Below are 23,709 nucleotides of genomic sequence, written 5' to 3'. Positions count from 1 at the left end.
GATTCCCCACAAAAACATAGATAAATACCAAAGCTGATTAATAGTCATTTTCGAACCTCTTTTTTTTCGCGGACGCGAAAATTTAAAAAGGGGCAAATGCCCCTTTCTTAGTCCTCGCGATTAGCCGCCTTTTATCATCCGCAGAACGACCTTAGCGCCTTTGATTGCGATATATACGCTCGCCAATAAACCGGCGATTGCCAAAACTGCCGATGTTGTGGTGCCAAAATTAACTGCTGACGTTAATGGCGTTAAATCAGGACCACCGTCAGCCAGAGCAGAACCGGAAACAACAATTGCACCTACCAATGCCAAACCACGTTTAATATGTTTGTTCATGTTAAAACTCCTTCGTAAAAAATCTGGGGAAGCGCCCAGTCCGCATTGTTAGCCTCGACGAATAAATCCCAAGACCAAACCAATTCCATGTGCCACAAAGTACAGCCCAACCACGGTGCCAAAGGCCAATGCCCAGAGACCAGATGCATAGCTGTAATTGAATGGCTCTAGCGCTGCGTCTAAATTGTTTTTTTGTGAGGGATCAAGAAGATAAGCTTGCACTTTCGCCGGCACATAAAATTGCGCACCAACTTTCCCACATGCCGCTTGTTGTGCAGCAGTCGCAGCGGTTGCAGGAACACACACGACTACAGTTTGAATTGATCCGACTCCCACCGTTAGGCCGCTTTCTTATCAACTTCTTTTGATAATGCTGACCGAGGCGAGCTTACGTTGTATGGATGTAAGTTAGTTAATCGTGCAGTCAACCGAAGATCCGTACCAACAGACAACTCGAATTCAGCCAAATATTCCCCAATCGGCGTTTCATTTAAATGCCGTGGCATTAACAATTCACCGACTAAAACTTGTTGGCCTTTCTCAGCACTTTCAGACGTAACGATGCACTGACCTATTTTCATTTGGCCTGGCTCACCTGTTTTCTTGCTTTTGAAATCGATTGTTTTGAAGCCGACGATTCGTAAATGATGTTTTGAATCAATGGACATGTTTTTTCCTTTTCAGAGGTAAAAGTTTGTTTTTACTTTTTTTTTAAAAAAAATTAAAAGTATCAATAGGCCATATAACCGAGTTAATCCGTGTAAATTTCATACACGGTGTAGAAAATATACACTGTTTGCAAAATAATTGCAATATATCGATAAAAAGACGAAAATTTACAAACTCAGGAAATGGAATGATTGAAATGACAAAGCGAATTCGGGATCTGGAAGTAAGCGAACATCTAAGAACACTTACTCATGAGAGATTTGGTACGCGAGGGAGATTTACACTACTTGAACGTGCAAGCGGCATTGGTGCGTCGAAGTGGAAGAATTTTTATTACAAGAAACAAGAAGCTACAACTGAAATGATTGCATTTTGGATTGAAAAATACCCAGAGGATGAATCATTTTTAATGACTGGAAAGATTCCACCAAGAAAAGACGGCTATCCGTTCGGTACAATACCACCGCACGTAAGACAGACCGAAACGATAAGTGACAGATTAAACTGGGTAATTGTCGAATGGACATCACCTCGTGGAGCGGCTCTTTTTGAATATTTGGAAGAGCGATCAAAGCATCAAATAGCAGCTGAGGAGTGGAAGAAAACAGTCTTGGGCGAACAAGCGCCAACAGCAGCTATGGTCGAAATTGTTTGTAAAGCTAGGCCTTACTTCGCAGCCTGGATTACATGTGGGAGTGAAATAGATAGTTACGATCAAGTTGATCCGACCTGTACACGTTCAATAAAAACTTGGCGATCAAATTTATTGAAACAGTTGATGTCTGCTCCATCGGAAGATCCTGAAAAATAGAAGCATTACTTACGAAATTTACCTTTCCTTCTATATGTTCTTTTCTAGGAAAAATGCCGTATATTTAGCTTGAACATCCGCAACTTTTTCATCATCACAAACGTGAAATGACGATCTCTCGATGACAAATTTAGATCGCTGATCCAGTGACGCTTGGAGCGCAATCGAATCAACTTCACCATAAATTTTCACAGCAAGAATGCCGATACAATCGATGATTACATCCCTTGCACATTCATATTCAATTTTTTATTGGATCTCCCACAACGATTCCGTTAGTGGTGAGAGAAATGCCAAGCAAAAAAATTACAAATTAGTAATTTTTTGTTCCAAGTAAATCAACTAATCAAATTCATTCTAATCGTGTTTTTTTTCAGTTTGAATTAGTCACTCTATTGACCATAGCTTTGACTTTTGCGGTCATATTGGTTGGTATCATATTGATTTTAGGATGAGCATTTGCGAAAACACGAAAAACTTCATCTGCAAATGCCTGTCCGATTTCAGCTACACCATCGAAATCAACAATAACTGATTGAAATTTTTCAAATCTTCTAGTTAACCTTTTGGCCTGGGATCTTGACACTAGAGTTTCACCCTCATGTTGTGCCAACTTTACAGGAACAATTGTTTTTGCAAAAGAGAAGTCCTCTGGCAAAGCAAATTTATCAAAGACTTCTTGCGATGTTCTGATGCTCTGATTCTCAAGTTCCATAAGCACCTTGGTTCCTTTTATTTCATCCTTCCTAGAAAGGAGAACATCCTCTAAATTTTTGTCGAGATGTACAAATGCCAAGTCCCCTGAACTAATAATAAATGAATCAAACATTTTAGATGAAAAGAAAATGCCTTCCCCTGAGTGATTTGTCGGATCGGTTGTAAGCTTACCTTTTGCCAACTCCAAAATAGCTTCCCGAGGGTCATACAAATTTAATGCCCGCTGAATTTTTAAGAAAATTCCCTCACCTGTATCCATCACAACGCATTTTGTCGAATATATATTTCGACTAATAGTAACAGTAACATTTTCAGATCCTGAATGATCGATAGCATTATTGACCATTTCTGTTATTCCGTGATGCCAAATATTCCTTACGTTTTGTGGAAGATCTTTGACCATTGGTGCACAAAGCTCTCTCCAAACTACATCTTCAGATAAGCCTTCTCGATTATATGTAGCACTTTTCTTCGCAACATCAAGCAAATAATATTCAATTCCTCTACCGGAACCTGTAGATTCGATTAACTGAAGCTTCTTCAATTGCGCTAGCCATGAACTTGCTGTTTGACGCGAGACTTTAAATGTATCTGCAATTTTCGCTGAAACATTTTTCCCATCAGTTCTAACTAACTGACATATTGAAATAATTTTTGAGTTTTCCATAAAGGAAATTGTGGCTCATATTAACGGTAAGGTCAACAAAAACAAATTTAAATGAAAAATATTTCATAAATATGATGACATTAATGGAAAGAATAATCAAATAAAATGTAAAGCAATCTCATCTTAATCGTAAAGTAGAATTTATTAAAAAAGGAAAATTAGACATAACATATACATTCCAAGAAAATTTAAGTTTACCTATCTAGCAGTTCTACAATTCATGGTAACGCTACGCGATTCCTCGCTCTCTAGCGTGAGAGAAAATCAACTTTGTAGAAATAAAGAAATGTAAGTATTTGTTTTATAAAAAAAAGTTTGATGATTGAAAATCCTTGTGTCGGTGGTTCGATTCCGCCCCGGGCCACCAATATAGAAGCCGCTTAACAAAGAAATTTGTTAAGCGGCTTTTCTACAATTCTTGGGCTAGTTTTACAATAATTGCTGTTACACAGCGGCTGCTTTGTCACTCATTCGCATTTTAATTGGCACCCAAAATCATCTATTGTAGGCATACATTCGCAGTCTCATTGCCACCCACTGGCACTCTAACTATCACCCCACATCTCAAATTTCGTCACAAATTGACGCTTCAAGGCGACGACTTCGCTTGCGACATTGGACAGACCAATCTAGAATAAACCTTGTCATTTTTATTCCTCCATTTCTCTTACCTTCCTAGACTCAATGAAAAAAGTTGCTGCTGCAGTTGAAACACTTGCCCCTGAACCACGTCTATACCGCGTTGTTTCCGCCCGCATTCAACAACTGATCAAAGAAGAAAACATTGCCGCTGGTGAGCGCTTGCCGTCGGAACGGGATTTGGCGAGTAAGCTCGCTGTCAGCCGCGCTTCGCTGCGTGAGGCCTTGATCGCCTTAGAGTTGGGCGGCATCGTGGAGGTGCGTGGTGGCTCGGGCGTGTATGTGAGCGAGCAAGCGAAGGTTGACAATAATGTAGTCGAAGGTGGCCCAGGGCCATTCGAAGTGCTTTCCGCCAGGCGTTTAATCGAATCCGAAATTGCCGCCATTGCTGCAAAAAACGCTACTGATTCGGCGATTGATGCCATCTTGAAAGCCGTGCTCGAAATGGAACGTCATCACGATAATCGCAATGAAAACGAGATGGCTGACCGAAATTTTCATCTGGCCATTGCACGCGCAACGGGCAATAGCGCGATGGTTGGCGCTATTGAATACCTGTGGAATCAACGCGGTAGCTTGTGGCACAAATTAAAAGAGCATTTCCAAACGGAAGAATTACGCAAGCAAACCTTACTGGATCATCGCGCCATCTTAGAAGCCATTGCCGCGCATGATGCGAATGGTGCAAAACAAGCGATGCGCGCTCACTTGGATAGAGTTAGCCGGACTTTCTCGCGCGGTTAATTTTAGCCACCTAGCTTGACGAGGATAAGCCGCTTTAGGGTTAATTATTTAGGGTTGATATCTAATGTATTGCTAGTGTATCGGATCTAGACGGGCTGGCTGTTTCAATGCCCAATCAAAGCGATTTTCAGATATGTACTGGATGGGTGCGCTTAATGCGAAATTTAATGCGAAATACTTTTTCATCCGCATAAAATTCTTGATCTTGTCCCGTCCACCAACCCGGAACACCTAGCACCGGTAGAGGTGTGTAATCTGCGGTTGTCAAAGTATGAGATTGTAATTGGGTGCTTACTTGCCTATCAAGTTGGGTGGCCTGTAGACTAACATCTTGCTTGAAAAATTCTGGACTTACCCACACCACCCAAGCATGCGCCGTAATACCTTTATACGGCTGCACCAGCTTCTCCATCAAGGCATGACCAAAACTCCAGACCTGCGCCACAGTCGCAAAATCATCACGATGCTCGATGAAAGCCTGCTGCCATTGATGCTCACGCAAACAATTTAAAAGTCGATGTCCACGTTCAGAATTTTCTAACACCAAGAGTGCGGCATTTTCATCAAAAATGGTTGCCGCATCACGCGCTGGACCACGTGATTTGCCGATACCAAGCGTCTCAATTTGCGCGGCTTGTAGTGCATTGAGTTGACGTTTGATTTGCGGAAAACTTAGCCAAACCAAGGCATTAAAAAAATCATGCAAATTTTCGCGTGTTGGTACTTTGCCCGCCGCACTGATGTGGCTTTCGTAGGCAACACCGTCTGGTAAGTCTTCTTGTGGAATAAACTGCAAAGGCAGATCGCGATGATTCAATAAACCCGCTGACCGCGCTGCTTGGTTCAAAGCGACACGCCAATCTTCCTGCGCCAGAATATTTTCTGCGGCAGGAAGAATCGAGGCTAACCAAGGTCGCGACCAATCAATGACGGAGTAAAACTGAGTCATTATAAAATTAAGCGGAGACTTTCCAATTGATAGTCTCGCCACCATTCAGCGGCACTAAGCTACCGTCGAGATAACTCAATTCATTTGGCAAAGTCCAGCTTTCGCGCTTTAAGGTGATGCTGCCAGCGTTACGTGGCAACTGATAAAAATCAGGACCAAAGAAACTCGCAAAGCCTTCCAATTTATCTAATGCACCGACTTGATCAAAGGCCTGTGCATACAGCTCCATCGCATGCAAAGCGGTATAACAACCAGCACAACCACAAGCGTGCTCTTTGACGCCTTTTGCATGTGGCGCTGAATCGGTACCGAGGAAGAAACGAGGATTACCAGAGGTCGCTGCTTTCACCAAAGCTTGGCGATGTGTTTCGCGCTTCAATACTGGCAAGCAGTAATAGTGAGGACGAATGCCGCCTTTGAAAATTTCATTACGGTTGTACAGCAAATGATGCGCCGTAATTGTGGCAGCAATTGAGCCACTCGCTTCGGAGACATAAGCTGCCGCATCGCTAGTCGTGATGTGTTCAAACACCACTTTCAGTTCTGGCATATCGGCACGCAAAGGCTTCATCACGGTATCAATAAACACAGCCTCACGATCAAACAAATCAATCTCTGGATTAGTGACTTCGCCGTGCACCAAGAACGGTATGCCAACTTCTTGCATGACTTCTAAAGTTTTATAGCACTTACGCAAATCGGTCACACCCGCGTCTGAATTGGTCGTCGCACCAGCGGGATACAACTTCACCGCATGTACAAAACCGCTGTCTTTAGCACGACGAATTTCATCGGGCGGCGTGTTATCCGTCAAATACAAAGTCATCAAGGGTTCGAACGCCATCCCTTCTGGCAAAGCTGCCAAAATACGTTCGCGATATGCACCTGCTAAAGCTGTCGTGGTCACAGGCGGTTTCAAATTCGGCATCACAATCGCACGAGCAAATTGCGCTGCGGTGTGCGGCAAAACAGTTTTTAAGGCGTCGCCGTCGCGCAAATGCAGATGCCAGTCGTCTGGACGGATAATGGTGAGTTCGGAAAGTGTACTAGAATCCATAAGCGCTTTGAATGAAAATCGTAAGAGGAAAAGTCACTATTTTACCGTTTAACGGGTGGGCTTTGGATTTCTATTGGTTACAAAGCGAATTACTTGAAAAGTTTCTATCTTGCACAGGAACCGGAATACATTTTAATTAAACACCTTATCCGACGGAAAACGCAAACTATCTCTTAATAGAAAACTCATAGGCAAGGCATAATTTAATCCGCTCGTAGGCAATGCTTGCATGAACCATTTTTCATACAGTTTGGCGAGCTCGCCTTCATTGATAAGTTTAGCAATCTCTTTATCGATCAATGTTTTCAACGCAGGATCGTCTTTGGCGAACATGATGGTCTGAGCCTCGATACCGATGTTGTCACCTTGGATTTTCCATTGTGAAGTTACTTCTGTACTAGCGCGTAGTCCAGCTAAGATAAGTTCTTCTGCGACCACCGCATCAGCCTGTCCTTCTTGCAACAACTCAAGTCCGGCGCGGGAATTACTGACCTCGATCAACTTTATTTCTGAAAACTTCAATTGCGTTAATTGCCGCAGCAAACTGTTTGCTGTACTGCCACGCACGATGGCCACGCGTCTTTGTGTTAAATCTGACCAATTCTTGATATTGGAATCGGCCTTGGTCAAAAATCTCGTTGCGGCAAAAAAATAAGGTATGGAAAACGCTACTTGCTTACGACGTTCGGCAGTATTGGCCGTCGTGCCGCATTCCAAATCCGCGCTTGCGTCTTGTATCGCGGAAATCCGATTTGATGAATTAACCAGTAAATAGCTGAGCGTTATTTGCGGCTGCTTTAAATCACGTTTAATGCGTTCAACCACTTTGCTGCAAATATCCATGGCGTAGCCTATGGGCTTACTGTCTTCGGATAAATAAGAGATGGGAACACTCGCTTCGCGATGCGCAATGACGATGGTCTTGCGTTCTTTGATACGCGCTAAGGTATCAGCGGCGTGAACTTGTATAGCGAACAGCAGAGTGAAGCTAAAGCATAAATACTTAAACACGGTATTCCTTTGAAGCGGAAACATTTGCCGTGCTATTTTACACTTTGCGGAATTTGTGTGTTTGAGAGGGAGAAAGTTGGGGAAAACTCACGCTGCATAGGTACTGCATAGTCTGGCGGCGCGGGCTTTTCCCACCCTACAAATCTTTTTTCTATCGAATCTCAAACACCATTGAGCCAAGAGAAATTTGATACTCGGGATGCAGGGCAAGGCGTCTCCCGCAGCAATATGTCAATATTGCGAGGAAAGACAACGCCGCTATGCGCCCGAGAATCGAATTTATCGCCGCGCTCAATTATGGGTAGAGACCTCGGACTTCACGCGCTTGTAATACACGAGTACAAGCAATGATAAAGGCCGCAGTACGCAAGGAAACATTCTTGTCCTCGGTCACGTGCCATACTGAGTGGAAAGCTTCTTTCATAATGCGTGTTAAACGATTATTGATTTCATCTTCTGTCCAGAAATAGCTAGAGAAATCTTGTACCCATTCGAAGTAAGAAACCGTTACACCACCGGCATTGGCGATCACGTCAGGCACGACCAAGACACCACGATCACGCAAAATATCATCTGCTTCTGGCGTGGTTGGGCCATTTGCACCTTCGAGAATAATTTTTGCCGTGATTTGATTCGCATTAGCTTCTGTGATTTGTTGTTCCAAAGCCGCTGGAATCAAGATATCGCATTGCACTTTCCAGAATTCTTCATTCGGCAAAACGGCTTCAGCACCAAGGAAACCTGCAACGCTACCATTAGTGGCAACGTGCTCTAACAACTTAGGCACATCCAAACCATTTGAATGGAAAATGGTGCCGCCGTGATCTTGAACTGCCACCACTTTAGAACCTGCTTCTGCAAACAAACGTGCAGCGATACCACCGACGTTACCAAAACCTTGTACTGCGATTTTTGCGCCAGCAATCGTCACACCTTTTTTCGCAGCAGCTTCACAACCAACGACGAAAACGCCACGGCCTGTCGCTTCACGACGACCCAAGCTACCACCTAAAGAAATAGGCTTACCTGTCACTACGCCCGTCGCGGTACGACCTTCGTTCATGGAGTAAGTGTCCATCATCCACGCCATGGTTTGTTCATTGGTATTGACGTCTGGTGCTGGAATATCTTTGTCTGGGCCGATGATGATACCGATCTCAGAGGTGTAACGACGCGTCATACGCATCAATTCACCGCGTGACAAAGTCTTAGGATCAACACGAATACCGCCTTTTGCACCACCGTAAGGAACGTTGACTGCAGAGTTTTTGATCGTCATCCAAGCAGACAAAGCCATCACTTCAGACAAAGTCACATCTTGATGGAAACGCACGCCGCCCTTACCAGGACCACGTGAAGTATTGTGCTGTACGCGATAGCCTTCGAAGTGCGCAATCGTACCGTCATCACGTTCGATAGGCACATCAACGATCAAAATACGTTTAGGGCGTTTTAAAGTTTCTACCCAACGCGACAAGCTGCCTAAGTAGGGTGTTACGCGATCAATTTGTTCTAGGTATACGTTCCATGGGCCAGTCGCATGCGGGGTCAGGTAGGACGGGATTTGGTGGTTACTTGACATGGTAAGTCCTGTAAATAATGTGGCTCGAATTAAGCTTGGATTAACATTTTTCTGACTTGATCACACCTTAGTTTTTCGATCTGATCAAAGGCAGCGCATCTTAAGGCAAGTGCTTAGCGGCGTTCCAATGCTTTGTTTGCATCCAACTATGCGTGATATGCATAGTTGATAAAATAAAAATAAAATGCGATGCGAGAACTACTGCAAAAATGCAGTAGGCGATACCAATTTGAATTGGTTTGAATTGGTTCTACTTAGTTTCAACTCAGGAGTGTGCGCTTGCATAAAGGAATTTGAAGCGTCGACAATCTCTAGCCCATAGCTAGGGTAAAAAGGAAAGGTAATAAAAGCGAGAGGTAAAGAAAGCTTGGGTAGAAAATTACATTCTCGTATATTGATGCACAATGACCTGAATTTTGGCCTCACGTTTGAGCTTATCGAGACTGGCTTGCAGTCTTTCTACCAACTCAGGATCAGAATGCAGATGCAGGCCAAAATACAGGGCGCCGCCATCATACAATTTCATCAAACGGACAAAACTATCGGCAGGAAGGTCAAAATTTTTCTGATTCATCGCCATACCAATTTCCGTATTAATAAGCACATCGAGATGGCCTATTTTTGCGGTACGCATCACATCCGTATTCGAATTAAAAATACGAATGGCCGACTCGGGGACGCCAGCCTGAGTCAACTCGGACACCGACGCCTCTGCCCTGATTAAACCTATTCTGAACTTAGCAAGATCTTTAATCTGATGCACTTTATCGGCGACTTCTTTACGCACATAAATCCAGGTCGTTCGTGGCAAAACGGGACCTATCCAAATAAATTGTTGCTCGCGACTAGGCACACGCGCAATCGTGTAAATCAAAGTATTGGGTGTTTCCTGTACCGTTTTATAGGCGCGGATCCAAGGTACTAATTGAAATTCGCATTGAATTTTTGCATTGGCACAGGTCGCTCGCAAAATCTCCGTGGTGATACCCGTCACTTCGCCGTCTTGCAGAAAATTATAGGGCGGCCATTCTTCAGTATAAGCCTTGATGGTTTGTGCCGAAGTCGGAGAAATTTGAAGAATTAGGAAGGCAAAAACACAAGCAATATGTTTGAAAAATGATTTCAACTTTATCGACATAAAAACGAAAGTAAACATGAAATCAAAATTACGAGCGACAGACATAGAGGTTTAGAATATTTCCAAATGGCATGCATTATCACACAGAATCTCTAGCCTAACCGCAATCCCAGCCCCATAGGACAACATCACTGCGCGACATACAACAACTAGCCCAAAAGTCGCAGCCAAGCTCACTATCGCTGCGAACGTACCGTTTTGGATTTATTACTCAGCTGCGATTTCTGCGCTAAATAATCCCATAATTTCGCCACTACTGGTTTGCCCGCTTTTTGCTCGGACGGACGTTCGCGATAGAGACGGATTTCCATACTCACTTCCCACGCATCAGCACCACTGTCGGCTCGTGCTAATTGCTTTTGTTTGAGCTCACGCACCACCGCAGACTCTGGTAAAAATGCAACGCCACGACCTTCCAAGGCCATCATTTTTAAGCCTTCTGCCATGTCGGTCTCGTAACACCTATCCAAATGCAGCGCTTGTTTAGTTTGATTCAAAATCAAATCCACCATACGCCCTAAGTAGGCATTATTAGCATAGGCCAAAAAGGGTAAAGGCTGCTCTATCGTACCTGGCAAAACAAAATCCGGCACGCCCGATTTATCACAACGCGCGTAGGCACGTAAGGCTTCTGTTCCCATACTGATCATTTCGTATTGCGCAGGATCGAGTAGTAAAGGTTGCTGCGGATGGTGATAACACAGCATAAGATCGCACCCACCTTCCACCAAACTCATCACGGCATCATGCACGTTCAAAGCCAACAAACGGCTATTAATTTCTCCAAAATTATTCTGTAACTCGGTCAGCCATTTAGGGACAAAGGTCAGCGATAAAGTATGTGGCACCGCAAAGTCAACGGTGGTTTGAACTGACGTACGTTTGCCACGTAATAAAGCGCGGGCATTGTTGATTTGCCCCAGCATAGCAATGGCTTGCTCGAAGAAAATCTCGCCCGCATGAGTTAAGCGGGTGGGATAGGAAGTGCGATCTATCAAGTCCGCCCCCAACCACGCCTCTAAGGATTGTATACGCCGTGAAAAAGCTGGCTGCGTCACGTGGCGCAATTCCGCTGAGCGACTAAAACTATTGGTTTCTGCCAAGGAGACAAAATCCTCTAACCATTTGGTTTCCATAAAACGTTATTCCTCTTGCGTCGCCAAATTACTATGCTGCTGTCTTTCCCACATCTGCGCGTAGGCACCCGCTAAATTCATCAGCTCAGTATGCGTGCCGCGTTCAATAATGCGGCCTTTATCCATCACCAAAATCTGGTGCGCATCAACGATAGTCGATAATCGGTGAGCGATCACCAAACTGGTTCGGCTCTTTGCAATTTGTTTTAATTGCGCTTGTATCATTTGCTCAGATTTCGAATCTAATGCGGAAGTTGCCTCATCAAAGATCATCATCACTGGATCTTTTAAAAGAGTACGCGCAATCGCCACGCGCTGTTTCTCACCGCCCGACAATTTCAAACCACGTTCACCAACCATAGTTTGGTAGCCATCTGGCAGGCTCTCAATAAAATCGTGGATGTAGGCGGCTTTGGCGACTGCAATCACCTCATCTTGAGTCGCGCCCGGTTTGCCGTAAGCGATGTTGTAGGCGATTGTGTCATTAAATAACACCGTATCTTGCGGCACTATACCTATCGCCTGACGTAAAGAATGTTGCGTGATATCGAGAATGTTTTGTCCACCTATCTGTATCGCACCTGACTGAATATCATAAAAACGAAATAGCAAACGCGATAAAGTAGATTTGCCCGAGCCACTGTGCCCGACCACCGCAGTCGTAGTTCCGGCAGCGATTTTGAAATCAACATCAAACAAGATCTGGCGCTTTTCTTCATAACTAAAATTGACACCCTGGAATACCACATCGGGCGAAAGATGTCCCTGCAATTGCAGAGCCGGAGCATCGGCTTTATCGGCAATTTCTTTATTTTGATCGAGCAATGAAAATAGCTTTTCCATGTCGGCCAGACTTTGCTTAATTTCACGATACAAGACACCCAAAAAATTGAGAGGAATGTATAACTGAATCATAAAAGCATTCACCAAAACCAAATCACCCAAGGTCATGGTTTGGTCAATCACACCTTGCGCCGCACGCCACAAAATCAAGGTAACGGCGGTAGCAATAATCAAGGATTGACCCGCATTTAATAAGGATAAAGTGGTCTGCGATTTGACTGCTGCTTTTTCATAACTTTGCAAACCCTGGTCGTAACGCTGAGCCTCATATTCCTCGTTACCAAAATATTTAACAGTCTCGTAATTGAGCAAAGAATCAATCGCCTTAGTGCTGGCTTTGGAGTCCAATTCGTTCATGGTGCGACGGAAATTGGTGCGCCATTCTGTCACTGCAATCGTAAACACGATATACGCGACCAGAGCAAAGATAGTAATAATGGCGAACCACTTATCATATTTAACGAACAAATAGCTCAGTACCAAAGCAATTTCTAATAAGGTCGGCACGATGCTAAACAAAGCAAAAGAAACTAGCGAAGAAATGGCTCTGGTACCGCGCTCGATATCACGCGTCATCCCACCAGTTTGTCGGTTCAAATGAAAGCGTAAGGAAAGTGCATGCAAATGGCGAAAGACTTTAAGCGCAATTGTACGTACGGCACGCTGCGTTACTTTGGCGAACACAAATTCACGCATTTCCGTGAACAGCGTGGTGGACAAACGCAAAACACCGTAGGCGATCAAGACACTTACGGGCAAGACCATTAAACTCGCAGGACTCAAAGGATTGGCGGTGAGACGATCTACCAATTCTTTCAAAACCAATGGAACACCGACATTCGCTAATTTGGCGCCAACTAAAAAGCTCAAGGCTAAGAGAACCCGCCACTTATACGCCCATAAATAAGGTAGCAAGGTTTTGACCGTGGACCAATCGCCACGTCCTTGCGGAGAACCAACAGAAGAAGATAAAGATGAATTACGACGCATGGGCTTCCATCAAAAAAAAGAAATTTGCTATATCATTCCAACTATTGTGCATTGAAAACTCTGATTCAATTACAAAATAACCATAAATCCAGAGGTGATCCAAGCGCTTTAGGCAGACAAAGCGGATCGATCAGTAAAATCAGTGTAAGTCCTTTTTAAATTACCCAGATTTTTACAAGAAATCATTTACCCGATTGTATCGCGTTCAGCCTAACTACGAGAGAACACCATGTCAGACACTCATCAAACTTCCCTGCCAGCCGGCATGCCCACCATACGCGTAATGCCTATGCCATCCGATGCTAATATTCATGGCGACGTATTTGGTGGTTGGATTATGGCGCAAGTCGATATCGCTGGAGCCGTGCCAGCAGCGCGCCGAGCCAATGGCCGGGTTGCAACGATTGCGGTAAATTCATTTTTGTTTAAACAGCCCGTATTCGTCGGTGATTTATTGTCGTTTTACGCTGAAGTCGTGAAAGTGGGTAACACCTCCGTCACCGTATCGGTAGAAGTTTATGCGGAACGCAACCGCCTGCAAGCTGATACGGTTAAAGTGACCGAAGCCACGTTGACTTATGTGGCCACTGACGAACACCGTAAACCGCGCCAAATCCCAAAACTCGAAGCTTTATAATTTACCCGAGTTTAATAGCATAGCGTTAGTACCAATTAAGTTTGTAAGTCTTGAATATTGAATACTGAATATTGAGTAGTAGATCAGACTAATTGGAATAATAGTCTCACCTCAGAGCGTAGGATCAATGCATGCTTAGTTTATACAAGTTCATTGCCTTACTTGTCTTTTTAAATGCGAATTTATTCTGCGCGTCTGTCGCTGCACAATCCTTGGCTTTGTATTGCGAAGACGATAGGCCACTACAATTTTTTGACGAAGAAGGCAAACTCACGGGCATGACGATAGAAATCGTCAGAGAAATCCAAAAGCGGGTCGGTAACAACGACCCGATTCAAGTCGTACCTTGGTCGCGTGGCATCGACAAAATTAATGCGAACCCGAACACCTTGTTATTTAGCATGGCACGCACGCCAGAACGCGAATCCTTATACCAATGGATAGGTCCGATAAAAGCCAACACTTATGGTTTGTATGCAAGAGCAGACTCGAACTTAGAAATTAATAGTCTAGAAGATGCAAAGAAAATTCCCTTGATAGGCGTCTATCGGGGTGATATTCGTGATCAAACTTTAACCCGTCTAGGCTTTACTAATTTAGACAGGGCCAGCTCAAATATTTCCAGTTTCAAAAAACTCATGATAGGCAGAATATCCGCCTATACCGACTCTAAGCTAGGCGTGGAAAGTCTGGCATTAGCATCCGGCTATGCCGCTAGTGACGTTAAATTTGTTTTTGAGTTGTTCAAAAGCGATCTGTATATCGCCGCCTCAAAAAGCACCTCCCCAGCCATAGTAAAAAAATGGAATGCTGCCTTAGAGAGCATGAAAAAAGACAAAACCTTTCATCAAATTCAGCAAAAATATGTGCACGATGATGTGCAAAATAAAATAATGAAGTAGGTCTAGGCCAAAACAAATACAAATACAAATAAAAAAGAGAGTCGCAGCTCTCTTCTTTCGTCATCCAAAAACCGCTTAAGTTTTTTTCGCCTCGTCCCGCAACGCACGACGCAAGATTTTCCCAACATTTGTTTTCGGCAATTCAGTGCGAAATTCTATGTACTTCGGTTTTTTATACGCGGTAAATTCCTCTTTACAGAAAGCCATTAACGCTTCTTTGGTCAAAGCTGGATCTTTTTTCACCACGTATAACTTCACTGCTTCACCTGAGTTTTCGTCTGGCACACCAACGCACGCGCATTCCAACACGCCTGGATGACCTGCAACGACACCTTCAATTTCCGTTGGATAGACGTTAAAACCTGATACCAAAATCATGTCTTTCTTACGATCGACAATCTTGGTAAAACCACGTTCATCCATCACACCAATATCGCCTGATTTGAAGAAACCATCTGCGGTAAATGAATTAGCGGTTTCGTCAGGACGATTCCAATATCCCAGCATGACTTGCGGACCTCGAATCGCAATCTCACCGCTCTCACCCAAGGGAACTGGCTTACCATCATCGTCCAAAATCGCAATCTCTGTCGAACAAATCGGCAAACCTATGCTACCCGTAAATTCTTTCGCATCGGCATAATTGGCGGTCGCCACGGGCGAGGTTTCTGACAAGCCGTAGCCTTCTGCAATCGCGCAACCAGTGACTGCTTTCCATTTTTCTGCAACTGCTTTTTGCACCGCCATCCCACCGCCTGTGCAGCAGAAATAACCTGAGAAATCAGTTTGTGCGAATTCTGGATTATTCAATAAGGCGTTATATAAAGTATTGACCGCTGGGAATACGTTGACTTTATATTTTTTGAGTTCTTTCACAAAACCAGGAATGTCGCGAGGATTAGGAATCAAAATATTCAAACCACCGATGCGAGTTCCCACCATATTACAAACTGTCAAAGCGAAGATATGGTAGAGCGGCAAAGCGCAGACGAATACTAACTGTGGCGTTCCCTTGTGAGCATCCATGCTCGGTTTTAACCATGCATGATTTTGCAGCACATTGGCCACCACGTTTTTGTGTGTCAGGACAGCACCTTTAGATACGCCTGTGGTACCGCCGGTGTACTGCAAGAATGCGACATCATCCAGCTTAGCTTCCATAGGTTGAAATTTCATGGAACTACCCTGCGCCAATACTTCTTTGAAGCGCACAGAACCCGGCAAATTAAATGCTGGTACTAATTTCTTCACATGACGCACGACCAGATTGACTATCGCACCTTTGATCCCGCCCAACATTTCGCCCATAGAGCAAATCACAACATGCTTAATATCAGTATGCGCAATGGCCTGTTCTAGAGTGATCGCAAAATTTTCTAAGACGAAAATCGCTTCCGCGCCTGAATCTTTTAATTGATGTTCCAATTCACGATGCGTGTACAAAGGATTGACGTTGACCACCACGTAACCAGCCCGCAATACTGCGGCTAGAGCAACTGGATATTGCAAGACATTGGGCATCATGATCGCGACTCGAGCACCAGGCTGTAAACCACGACTTTGCAACCAAGCAGCGACTTTTTTCGACAAGACATCGACTTCGCCATAAGTCATGTACTTGTCCATACAGACATACGCATTGCGATCAGAAAAAGTCTTGAAGGCCTCTTCCAACAAATGTACCAAGGATTTGTATTGCGTGACGTCGATCTCTGCTGGCACTCCTGGTGGATAGGATTTAAGCCAAAATTTATCTGTGCTCGTTGCTGTATCCATACTGTCTCCATTTTTAATTGAAGGGTCAACTTATGTTAACTTGTGTTGACCTCGTGTTGACTCATTTTGCTTGCCGATCTCGCCGACAAAACCACATGCACCAACACGATACACCAAGCCTCACACTCTGACCATTGTTGGTGCAAATTAGCCGCGTAAAATCAGAGAAAACTGAGTAAGCGCTCTAGGAAATTTTGCACCGCAGCATATGATACCTAGGCGATTTTAGCTTTTTCGACTTCTACCAAAAGATCGTAAAAGGTCGGACCACCACCCATGTCGGTTAATTTTTGACTGGTCACTTCATTGGCATTTTTATGGTCCGACGCAAATTTTTTCCACCAAATCGACAGCCCAACTACCATGCCAGCACGCGCTTTATCGGTGACGCGTGCTTTCGCAAGGAAGCTGCCACGGTCATTAAAAATTCGCACCCTATCACCGGCTTTAATCTCGCGGCGGGTCGCATCCTCAGGGTGGATATCGAGATGCGGTTCACCTTCGGTATCACGCAAACTCTTCACATTCACAAACGTCGAATTTAAGAAATTACGCGCTGGCGGTGAAATCATCGCCAGCGGATATTTTGCTGCCAACTCCGGATTGCTAACGACCGATTCGTAGGGAGGAATATACGCAGGCAATGGATCTAATCCATCATCTAACATTTGCTGACTATAAAACTCGCATTTACCGGAAGGCGTCGTGAAGCCGCCGTGCGCAAATGCGGCATCTGGCATTTTCAACTTAGACCAACCTTGCTGCTTTAACTGTTCCCAATTGGTATGTTCGGTGCGCGCATGTTGATAATTAAATGCTTGTGCGGCAATCGCATCATCGGACTCGGTAAAACAAGGGTCGGTAAATCCCAATGCCTGCGCCAACAAACGGAAAATTTCTGCATTCGATTTGGCTTCACCCATAGGCGCAATGGCAGCATTATTCGCCATCATATAGCGATGGCCATAGGCGCTATGCACATCGACGTGCTCCAACTGCGTGGTGGCAGGCAATAAGATATCCGCGTAATCTGCCGTATCCGTCTGAAAATGTTCTAGCACTACCGTGAATAAATCTTCTCGCGCAAAGCCTCGTGCCACCACAGAAGAATCAGGTGCAATAGCAACCGGATTCGAATTGTAGACCACCAACGCTTCTATTTTAGGACCAAATTCCGCAGAACCAGGATGCATTAAGCTATTGCCGATATCGCTCATATTAATCGTGCGACTGGCCTGAGCTTCCGGGAATAAATCTGGACGCTCTAAAGCCTTAGAATTTTTTACAAAGCCACCGGATGACGATAACAGCGCGCCACCTGCGGCGTGACGCCAAGCACCAACCAAGGCGGGCAAACAGCAAATATTACGCACTGCCATACCACCGCCGTGTACGCGCTGCACACCATAATTCATACGGATTAAACTAGGTTCACCACGACGTGCGCCTTCGCCATAGTCGCGTGCTAGACCTTCTACTTCTGCAATCGTGATGCCGCAAATAGCCGCTACTTTCTCAGGTGTCCATTCTGCCACGCGCTGCTTTAATTGGTCGAAACCCAACGTGTATTGCGCAATATAGTCATGATCGAGCAAGTCTTCTTTGATCAACACATGCATCATGCCCAAGGCCAAAGCGGAATCTGTACCAGGCCGCACGGCGATATGTTGATGACATTTTTCCGCACTCAAAGAACGATAAGGATCAATCGCAATAATTTTGGCGCCATTGCGCTTGGCTTCTTGCACGCGTGTCCAGAAATGCAGATTCGAAGCGATAGGATTGCCGCCCCAAATAATAATCAGACGTGCATTTTGAGTTTGTTCAACATCGGTACCGATGCGATCACCTAAAGTATATTTGTAGCCCGCACCACCGGCCGATGCGCAAATCGTACGATCCAGAAAGGAAGCGCCGAGTTTATTCAAAACCCTCGCGGACATGCTTTCGCCTTGCACCATGCCCATGGTACCGGCGTAACTGTAAGGCAAAATGGCGAGCGGATTACGTGCTGCGATTTCTTTTAAACGAGAAGCAATAGTCGCGATGGCTTCGTCCCAAGAAATTCGAACGAACTTGCCTTCACCCTTATTACCAACGCGCTTTTGTGGATATAACAAGCGATCAGGATGGTAAGTGCGTTCGGTATACCGGGCTACTTTGGTGCAGAGTACGCCGCCCGTCGTGGGATGATCAGGATCACCTTTGACCTCCGTCGCCACACCATCTTGCACAGTCACCAATAAGGCGCAAGTATCGGGGCAATCATGAGGACAAACGGCACGAACGACAGAGCTAGACATAATACTTCCTTCAATAGGTAAGACAATACCGAGATGATAGACCGCTTCTGATTCTTGTGCCAGACACGAGCGTGGGAACTTTCTGATGGTTTCGCGGTCAGGATTAACGAAGATTTAATTTTTTTCCGCGTGCGTCTGCAACAAATCGAGTAAGTCTAGTATCCTTACGTTCTCACTCAGGTGCTAAGTTGGATTCTAAGTAAGGTTCTAAGTTAGATTCTCGGTTAGGTTCTGAATTAAATAAGCTTGATTAAATTCAGCACGAACGCACTTTTAACGCATTTTTAAAAATAAAGACTATTGCCATGAATCGTACTAAGACCGCTCTGATATTGATTATTCTCGCCTGTAGCGGTCTACTTGGCTTTGCCTTGTATTTGCAACTCGTATTGGACATGTTGCCCTGCCCGCTGTGTGTCATGCAACGTTACGCATTTGCTTTGATCGCCTTAGCTTGCGTGTTTGCTTTGATATTTCCTAATCAACAAAGAAAAAGCATGGCCGCCAGTGCAGTTTTCGGCTTCATTGGTGCGGGAATAGCGGGTTATCAGTTGTGGGTAATCTCTCAACCGCCAGGCTCTTGCGGTGCCGATCCCTTGTCTGGCCCTATGAATAGTTTTTTTGTGGCGCAATTATTTCCTGTGATGTTTAAAGCCAATGGCTTGTGCGAAACGCCTTACGATCCCATCTTAGGCTTATCTATCCCTGCATGGGCTTTGACTTGGTTCTTGGTATTTATCCTTGCGTCTTTCACTTTAATCATCAGTAAGAAAAAAGAACGTGTGTTCTTCGGCAAAATCCGTGGATGAGCATTTTCAAGGATGTGCATTTTTCCCCCTCCATGCTCGATAGCGCAAGTTCAGGCAACATCACCGCTTGAACCTCTAGAAACCCGTATGCTGTTATGTCAGGTAACTGGCTATAGCAGGGTGCAATTAATTACACAGTCCGAACAAGCGTTAAGCGATCAACAACTAGCGCAACTCAATCAATTCGCCACTCAGAGACTCGCAGGCGAGCCTATGGCCTACTTGCTTGGATATCGTGAGTTCTTTGGGCTGAAATTTAAAGTCACGCCGGATGTCTTGATTCCCAGACCCGATACCGAGTTATTAGTCGAATTAGCACTGGAATGCACAGCGAGCGGTAAGCAACTCTTGGATTTAGGCACTGGCTCTGGCGCCATCGCGATTTCGATTGCGGCGCAAGATAAAAAAATCGAAGTCAGCGCAGCCGACATCAGCGCTGCGGCCTTAGATATTGCTCGCTTTAATGCAACTCAATTGCTAGACGCCAATACCAAAATTCAATTTCATTTGAGTGACTGGTATAGCGCCATCCCTGCACAAAAATTCCACACCATCGTCAGCAATCCACCTTACATCGTCAAAGATGACATCCATTTGAGCCAAGGCGATTTGCGATTTGAACCCATCAATGCCTTGACCGACCATAGCGATGGTCTAACTGCTTATCGCAGAATAATAGACGGCGCGCACCCCTACTTGTATTCCAATGGCTGGTTATTAATGGAACACGGCTATGACCAAAACGAGGCGGTGCAAGGCTTATTAAAAACCGCTGGATTTATGGAAGTGCAAAGCTGGCCAGACTTAGCGGGTATTTTGCGAGTTAGCGGCGGACGCTTAGGCGATTAAGGAGGTTAAGGAGAACTTCAAATGGATATTTCAACCGACAAAGCAAAACTGGATATCGCGCTGATCCATAGTTTTTTATCTGAGCAAAGCACTTGGGCCATCAATATTCCAAGAGTACTGGTAGAAACCTCTATTCAACATTCTCTTTGTTTCGGCGGCTATGAAAACGGTCAGCAAATTGCCTTTGCGCGCGTGGTAAGTGACTATGCAACTTTCGCCTATTTAATGGATGTCTTCGTTTTACCCGAACATCAAGGGCGCGGTTTGAGCAAACAACTGATGCAGTACATCATGGATCATCCGCAACTCCAAGGTCTCAGACGCTTTATGCTCGCCAGCTCCAATGCGCGTGGTCTATACCAAAAATGGGGCTTTCAAGCCTTAAGTAAGCCAGAAATCATGATGGAAATTAATCACCCAGACATCTACAAAGCATCTAAATAATGTCTTACGCAATTTCAATTTAAAGACAAATAAAGCGAATTTAGGTGAGGTTAGAAACAATATTGGTATTTATTTAAAAGCTTTATGAACTAGCTTTGGCTGTTAAGCTTTTTTCTCGTCTGTCAAGACTGGCGCAATTGCGCAAATTGCGTATGATCACGGGCTGATCGACTGCCTAGCCTAAATTTATCTTGGAATTACCGAATTCAAGTTCGGAGTTCAAATTTGAAGTTCAAGCTTAACGAATTGAACATCAAGGCTAGTGAGCAGCCCATTTCACTTTGCATTTTATATATTAACTATTCTCACCTATGTTGCCTTCCATTGAACAACGTCTCGCCGTAGAACTTGCCGCCAAACCTGTACAAATTGCTGCTGCGGTAGCACTTCTTGATGAAGGTGCGACCGTCCCTTTTATTTCACGTTACCGTAAAGAAGTCACAGGTGGTTTGGACGATACCCAGTTGCGCTTGCTAGAAGAGCGCCTGCGCTATTTACGCGAATTGGAAGACCGCCGCGCGGCGATCATTTCTTCCATCGAGGAACAGGGCAAAATGACACCGGCCTTGCTCGATGCGATTCATCACGCAGAAGATAAAACACGCTTAGAAGATTTGTATTTGCCGTACAAACAAAAACGCCGCACTAAAGCACAAATTGCAGTCGAAGCTGGATTGCAACCGCTGGCAGATGCATTATTAGCAGACCCGAATTTGGTACCAGAAACCGTCGCAGAAGCCTATTTAAAACCCGCCTTCTCAACTGCCAATGGCGACAATCCCGGCGTCGCCGATGTGAAAGCGGCCTTAGATGGCGCGCGCCAAATTTTGATGGAACGTTTCGCAGAAGATGCGAGCTTACTGCAATCCATTCGTGAATACTTACTCGACCACGGTATCGTCGAAACCGCTGTGGTCGCAGGCAAAGAAGAAGCTGGTGCTAAATTCAGCGACTATTTCGCCTACTCAGAAACTTTGGGTACCATCCCTTCACATCGCGCTTTAGCCATCTTCCGTGGTCGTCGTGAAGAATTTTTAACGGTAACTTTACGCCTCGATACAGAAGAAGAAAAACCGAAATGGGATGCACCTTTAAACCCTTGTGAAAGTCGCATCGCCGCCCATTTTGGCGTCAGCAATAAAGGTCGCGCTGCCGACAAATGGTTAAGTGATACCGTGCGTTGGGCATGGCGCGTCAAAGTCTTCATGCATTTGGAGACGGAACTCATGACCAATTTGCGAGAAACCGCCGAAGTCGAAGCCATCAATGTATTTGCCCGCAATCTGAAAGCCTTGCTGCTCGCCGCTCCTGCTGGTCCGCGCGCGACTATGGGTCTCGATCCCGGACTACGCACTGGCGTTAAAGTAGCGATTGTCGATGCAACAGGTAAAGTAGTTGAACACGCCACAATTTATCCGCACCAACCACGCAATGATTGGGATGGTTCATTGCACGTCTTGGCGCAATTAGCTGCCAAACACAATGTCTCCTTGATTTCGATTGGCAATGGCACGGCATCACGCGAAACGGATAAGTTGGCGCAAGATTTAATCAAGCTCAAACCTGAATTAAAACTGACTAAGATCGTGGTTTCTGAAGCCGGCGCGTCGGTCTACTCCGCCTCCGAATTCGCCTCCAAAGAATTGCCTGATCTCGATGTCACCATCCGCGGTGCCGTCTCAATTGCACGCCGCTTGCAAGATCCATTGGCGGAGCTGGTCAAGATTGATCCTAAATCTATCGGCGTCGGCCAATATCAACATGACGTAGGTCAATCACAATTAGCGCGCTCACTCGATGCCGTGGTTGAAGATTGCGTCAATGCGGTTGGCGTTGATGTAAATACGGCCTCTGCACCTTTGCTGGCGCGCGTCTCGGGATTATCGAGTAGCGTGGCACAAAGCATCGTCAATTATCGCGACGCCAAAGGCATGTTTAAATCACGTTCCGAATTACGCTCCGTGCCTCGCTTAGGTGACAAAACCTTTGAACAAGCAGCTGGTTTCTTGCGCGTGATGGGCGGCGACAATCCACTCGATGCATCCGCCGTGCATCCTGAATCCTATCCACTCGTAGAAAAAATTCTGGCCGATATCAAGAAAGATGTGAAGTCTATTATTGGCGACACAGGCTTGCTAAAAGCGATCAGCCCCGCCAAATACGCGGATGAAAAATTTGGTATCCCAACGATCTCTGATATTTTGAAAGAGTTAGAAAAACCTGGCCGTGATCCACGTCCAGAATTCACGACAGCCACCTTTAAAGACGGCGTAGAAGAGATCAAAGATTTACGTCCAGACATGATCCTAGAAGGTGTCATTACCAACGTCGCTGCCTTTGGTGCCTTCGTTGATATCGGTGTACATCAAGATGGTTTGGTGCATATTTCCGCGCTTTCCAATACCTTCGTCAAAGACCCACATACCGTCGTCAAAGCGGGCCAAGTGGTGAAAGTCAAAGTATTAGAAGTTGATGAAAAACGCAAACGTATTGCACTGACCATGCGCCTGACCGACTCCGCTCCAATCGCCGGTAGCAAACCCGAGCAACGCGCAGATCGTGACGATGCCAAACGCTTGAATCAGCATCGCAACCAAAGCCAACACAGCCAAGCTGCAGCACCCGTGAATAGTGCGATGGCTTCTGCGTTTGCTAAGTTGAAACGCTAAGTCATCACTAGTGGCATGCCCGTGCATT

Annotated in this window: 21 protein-coding genes and 1 tRNA gene; 9 read left to right on the top strand and 13 right to left on the bottom strand. The window is 45.1% G+C overall.

Annotation, left to right across the window (positions count from 1 at the left end; genetic code table 11):
• Window positions 1–120: 120 nt before the first annotated feature.
• The 3 genes from ACFFJH_RS06135 to ACFFJH_RS06125 are packed head-to-tail and all read right to left on the bottom strand — an operon-like array spanning window position 121 to window position 1,007.
• The gene (locus ACFFJH_RS06135; RefSeq protein WP_390210964.1) at window positions 121–339 is read right to left on the bottom strand and encodes a hypothetical protein; all 219 of its coding nucleotides are present in this window, start codon (window positions 337–339) and stop codon (window positions 121–123) included.
• Window positions 340–387: 48 nt separating this feature from the next.
• A complete protein-coding gene (locus tag ACFFJH_RS06130; protein ID WP_390210963.1) occupies window positions 388–675 on the bottom strand; it encodes a hypothetical protein in 288 nt (95 codons plus the stop codon).
• A gap of 2 nt (window positions 676–677) precedes the next feature.
• Window positions 678–1,007, bottom strand: coding sequence for a hypothetical protein (locus ACFFJH_RS06125; protein ID WP_390210961.1), 330 nt, complete (start codon window positions 1,005–1,007; stop codon window positions 678–680).
• 188 nt (window positions 1,008–1,195) lie between these two features.
• Between ACFFJH_RS06125 and ACFFJH_RS06120 the strand changes: the two genes are divergently transcribed.
• The gene (locus ACFFJH_RS06120) at window positions 1,196–1,819 is read left to right on the top strand and encodes a hypothetical protein (protein WP_390210960.1); all 624 of its coding nucleotides are present in this window, start codon (window positions 1,196–1,198) and stop codon (window positions 1,817–1,819) included.
• 373 nt (window positions 1,820–2,192) lie between these two features.
• Here ACFFJH_RS06120 and ACFFJH_RS06115 read toward each other — a convergent pair whose 3' ends face one another.
• Window positions 2,193–3,203: an STAS-like domain-containing protein gene (locus ACFFJH_RS06115; protein ID WP_390210959.1), complete on the bottom strand. Its 1,011-nt coding sequence runs from the start codon at window positions 3,201–3,203 to the stop codon at window positions 2,193–2,195.
• Between the two features lie 292 nt (window positions 3,204–3,495).
• On the opposite strand from ACFFJH_RS06115, the gene ACFFJH_RS06110 reads away from it, so the two are divergent.
• Both ACFFJH_RS06110 and ACFFJH_RS06105 read left to right on the top strand, forming a co-directional pair.
• A tRNA-Phe gene (locus ACFFJH_RS06110) sits at window positions 3,496–3,570 on the top strand.
• A gap of 317 nt (window positions 3,571–3,887) precedes the next feature.
• The gene (locus ACFFJH_RS06105; protein WP_390210958.1) at window positions 3,888–4,586 is read left to right on the top strand and encodes a FadR/GntR family transcriptional regulator; all 699 of its coding nucleotides are present in this window, start codon (window positions 3,888–3,890) and stop codon (window positions 4,584–4,586) included.
• A gap of 127 nt (window positions 4,587–4,713) precedes the next feature.
• Here ACFFJH_RS06105 and ACFFJH_RS06100 read toward each other — a convergent pair whose 3' ends face one another.
• The 7 genes from ACFFJH_RS06100 to ACFFJH_RS06070 all read right to left on the bottom strand — a co-directional run bounded on the left by ACFFJH_RS06100 (window position 4,714) and on the right by ACFFJH_RS06070 (window position 13,292).
• Complete coding sequence (locus ACFFJH_RS06100; RefSeq protein WP_390210957.1) at window positions 4,714–5,535, bottom strand: DUF3025 domain-containing protein; 822 nt, start codon at window positions 5,533–5,535, stop codon at window positions 4,714–4,716.
• A 7-nt stretch (window positions 5,536–5,542) separates the two neighbouring features.
• Entirely contained in the window at window positions 5,543–6,592 is a 1,050-nt protein-coding gene (gene pyrC, locus ACFFJH_RS06095; protein ID WP_390210956.1) for a dihydroorotase, read from the bottom strand.
• Between the two features lie 132 nt (window positions 6,593–6,724).
• A complete protein-coding gene (locus tag ACFFJH_RS06090) occupies window positions 6,725–7,603 on the bottom strand; it encodes an amino acid ABC transporter substrate-binding protein (protein ID WP_390210955.1) in 879 nt (292 codons plus the stop codon).
• Window positions 7,604–7,898: 295 nt separating this feature from the next.
• The gene (locus ACFFJH_RS06085; RefSeq protein WP_390210953.1) at window positions 7,899–9,185 is read right to left on the bottom strand and encodes a Glu/Leu/Phe/Val family dehydrogenase; all 1,287 of its coding nucleotides are present in this window, start codon (window positions 9,183–9,185) and stop codon (window positions 7,899–7,901) included.
• 379 nt (window positions 9,186–9,564) lie between these two features.
• Window positions 9,565–10,311, bottom strand: coding sequence for a substrate-binding periplasmic protein (locus ACFFJH_RS06080; RefSeq protein WP_390210950.1), 747 nt, complete (start codon window positions 10,309–10,311; stop codon window positions 9,565–9,567).
• A gap of 188 nt (window positions 10,312–10,499) precedes the next feature.
• On the bottom strand, window positions 10,500–11,459 hold the full coding sequence (locus ACFFJH_RS06075) for a LysR family transcriptional regulator (RefSeq protein WP_390210949.1): 960 nt from the start codon (window positions 11,457–11,459) through the stop codon (window positions 10,500–10,502).
• A gap of 6 nt (window positions 11,460–11,465) precedes the next feature.
• On the bottom strand, window positions 11,466–13,292 hold the full coding sequence (locus ACFFJH_RS06070) for an ABCB family ABC transporter ATP-binding protein/permease (RefSeq protein WP_390210947.1): 1,827 nt from the start codon (window positions 13,290–13,292) through the stop codon (window positions 11,466–11,468).
• 229 nt (window positions 13,293–13,521) lie between these two features.
• Between ACFFJH_RS06070 and ACFFJH_RS06065 the strand changes: the two genes are divergently transcribed.
• The gene (locus ACFFJH_RS06065; protein WP_390210944.1) at window positions 13,522–13,929 is read left to right on the top strand and encodes an acyl-CoA thioesterase; all 408 of its coding nucleotides are present in this window, start codon (window positions 13,522–13,524) and stop codon (window positions 13,927–13,929) included.
• 131 nt (window positions 13,930–14,060) lie between these two features.
• Window positions 14,061–14,831 (top strand): substrate-binding periplasmic protein, encoded by a 771-nt coding sequence (locus ACFFJH_RS06060; protein WP_390210942.1) that lies wholly within the window; start codon window positions 14,061–14,063, stop codon window positions 14,829–14,831.
• Between the two features lie 75 nt (window positions 14,832–14,906).
• Here ACFFJH_RS06060 and ACFFJH_RS06055 read toward each other — a convergent pair whose 3' ends face one another.
• A complete protein-coding gene (locus tag ACFFJH_RS06055; RefSeq protein ID WP_390210940.1) occupies window positions 14,907–16,607 on the bottom strand; it encodes a long-chain-fatty-acid--CoA ligase in 1,701 nt (566 codons plus the stop codon).
• A gap of 215 nt (window positions 16,608–16,822) precedes the next feature.
• Window positions 16,823–18,910 (bottom strand): molybdopterin-containing oxidoreductase family protein, encoded by a 2,088-nt coding sequence (locus ACFFJH_RS06050; RefSeq protein WP_390210937.1) that lies wholly within the window; start codon window positions 18,908–18,910, stop codon window positions 16,823–16,825.
• A 305-nt stretch (window positions 18,911–19,215) separates the two neighbouring features.
• Here ACFFJH_RS06050 and ACFFJH_RS06045 point away from each other — a divergent pair, with 305 nt between their 5' ends.
• From ACFFJH_RS06045 to ACFFJH_RS06030, 4 genes are all read left to right on the top strand, one after another.
• Complete coding sequence (locus ACFFJH_RS06045; protein WP_390210935.1) at window positions 19,216–19,719, top strand: disulfide bond formation protein B; 504 nt, start codon at window positions 19,216–19,218, stop codon at window positions 19,717–19,719.
• A gap of 12 nt (window positions 19,720–19,731) precedes the next feature.
• Complete coding sequence (gene prmC / locus ACFFJH_RS06040; protein ID WP_390210932.1) at window positions 19,732–20,568, top strand: peptide chain release factor N(5)-glutamine methyltransferase; 837 nt, start codon at window positions 19,732–19,734, stop codon at window positions 20,566–20,568.
• Window positions 20,569–20,589: 21 nt separating this feature from the next.
• On the top strand, window positions 20,590–21,012 hold the full coding sequence (locus tag ACFFJH_RS06035; protein ID WP_390210930.1) for a GNAT family N-acetyltransferase: 423 nt from the start codon (window positions 20,590–20,592) through the stop codon (window positions 21,010–21,012).
• A gap of 311 nt (window positions 21,013–21,323) precedes the next feature.
• On the top strand, window positions 21,324–23,681 hold the full coding sequence (locus tag ACFFJH_RS06030) for a Tex family protein (protein ID WP_390210927.1): 2,358 nt from the start codon (window positions 21,324–21,326) through the stop codon (window positions 23,679–23,681).
• Window positions 23,682–23,709 lie beyond the last annotated feature (28 nt).

The organism is Affinundibacterium danionis, from assembly GCF_042432465.1.
In the GTDB taxonomy this organism is placed as follows: Bacteria; Pseudomonadota; Gammaproteobacteria; order Burkholderiales; family Burkholderiaceae_D; genus Undibacterium; species Undibacterium danionis.
The sequence above is the reverse complement of the archived record's forward strand: the minus strand, read 5'-3'. Positions and strand labels throughout refer to the sequence as shown.

Bases quoted from the DNA above. Each gene is read 5' to 3' on its own strand.
- ACFFJH_RS06030 (WP_390210927.1), top strand. From the start codon at position 21,324: ATGTTGCCTTCCATTGAACAACGTCTCGCCGTAGAACTTGCCGCCAAA.
- ACFFJH_RS06070 (WP_390210947.1), bottom strand. From the start codon at position 13,292: ATGCGTCGTAATTCATCTTTATCTTCTTCTGTTGGTTCTCCGCAAGGA.
- pyrC (WP_390210956.1), bottom strand. From the start codon at position 6,592: ATGGATTCTAGTACACTTTCCGAACTCACCATTATCCGTCCAGACGAC.
- ACFFJH_RS06105 (WP_390210958.1), top strand. From the start codon at position 3,888: ATGAAAAAAGTTGCTGCTGCAGTTGAAACACTTGCCCCTGAACCACGT.
- ACFFJH_RS06085 (WP_390210953.1), bottom strand. From the start codon at position 9,185: ATGTCAAGTAACCACCAAATCCCGTCCTACCTGACCCCGCATGCGACT.
- ACFFJH_RS06115 (WP_390210959.1), bottom strand. From the start codon at position 3,203: ATGGAAAACTCAAAAATTATTTCAATATGTCAGTTAGTTAGAACTGAT.
- ACFFJH_RS06035 (WP_390210930.1), top strand. From the start codon at position 20,590: ATGGATATTTCAACCGACAAAGCAAAACTGGATATCGCGCTGATCCAT.
- ACFFJH_RS06060 (WP_390210942.1), top strand. From the start codon at position 14,061: ATGCTTAGTTTATACAAGTTCATTGCCTTACTTGTCTTTTTAAATGCG.
- ACFFJH_RS06120 (WP_390210960.1), top strand. From the start codon at position 1,196: ATGATTGAAATGACAAAGCGAATTCGGGATCTGGAAGTAAGCGAACAT.
- ACFFJH_RS06050 (WP_390210937.1), bottom strand. From the start codon at position 18,910: ATGTCTAGCTCTGTCGTTCGTGCCGTTTGTCCTCATGATTGCCCCGAT.
- ACFFJH_RS06125 (WP_390210961.1), bottom strand. From the start codon at position 1,007: ATGTCCATTGATTCAAAACATCATTTACGAATCGTCGGCTTCAAAACA.
- ACFFJH_RS06135 (WP_390210964.1), bottom strand. From the start codon at position 339: ATGAACAAACATATTAAACGTGGTTTGGCATTGGTAGGTGCAATTGTT.
- ACFFJH_RS06045 (WP_390210935.1), top strand. From the start codon at position 19,216: ATGAATCGTACTAAGACCGCTCTGATATTGATTATTCTCGCCTGTAGC.
- ACFFJH_RS06055 (WP_390210940.1), bottom strand. From the start codon at position 16,607: ATGGATACAGCAACGAGCACAGATAAATTTTGGCTTAAATCCTATCCA.
- prmC (WP_390210932.1), top strand. From the start codon at position 19,732: ATGTGCATTTTTCCCCCTCCATGCTCGATAGCGCAAGTTCAGGCAACA.
- ACFFJH_RS06100 (WP_390210957.1), bottom strand. From the start codon at position 5,535: ATGACTCAGTTTTACTCCGTCATTGATTGGTCGCGACCTTGGTTAGCC.
- ACFFJH_RS06075 (WP_390210949.1), bottom strand. From the start codon at position 11,459: ATGGAAACCAAATGGTTAGAGGATTTTGTCTCCTTGGCAGAAACCAAT.
- ACFFJH_RS06065 (WP_390210944.1), top strand. From the start codon at position 13,522: ATGTCAGACACTCATCAAACTTCCCTGCCAGCCGGCATGCCCACCATA.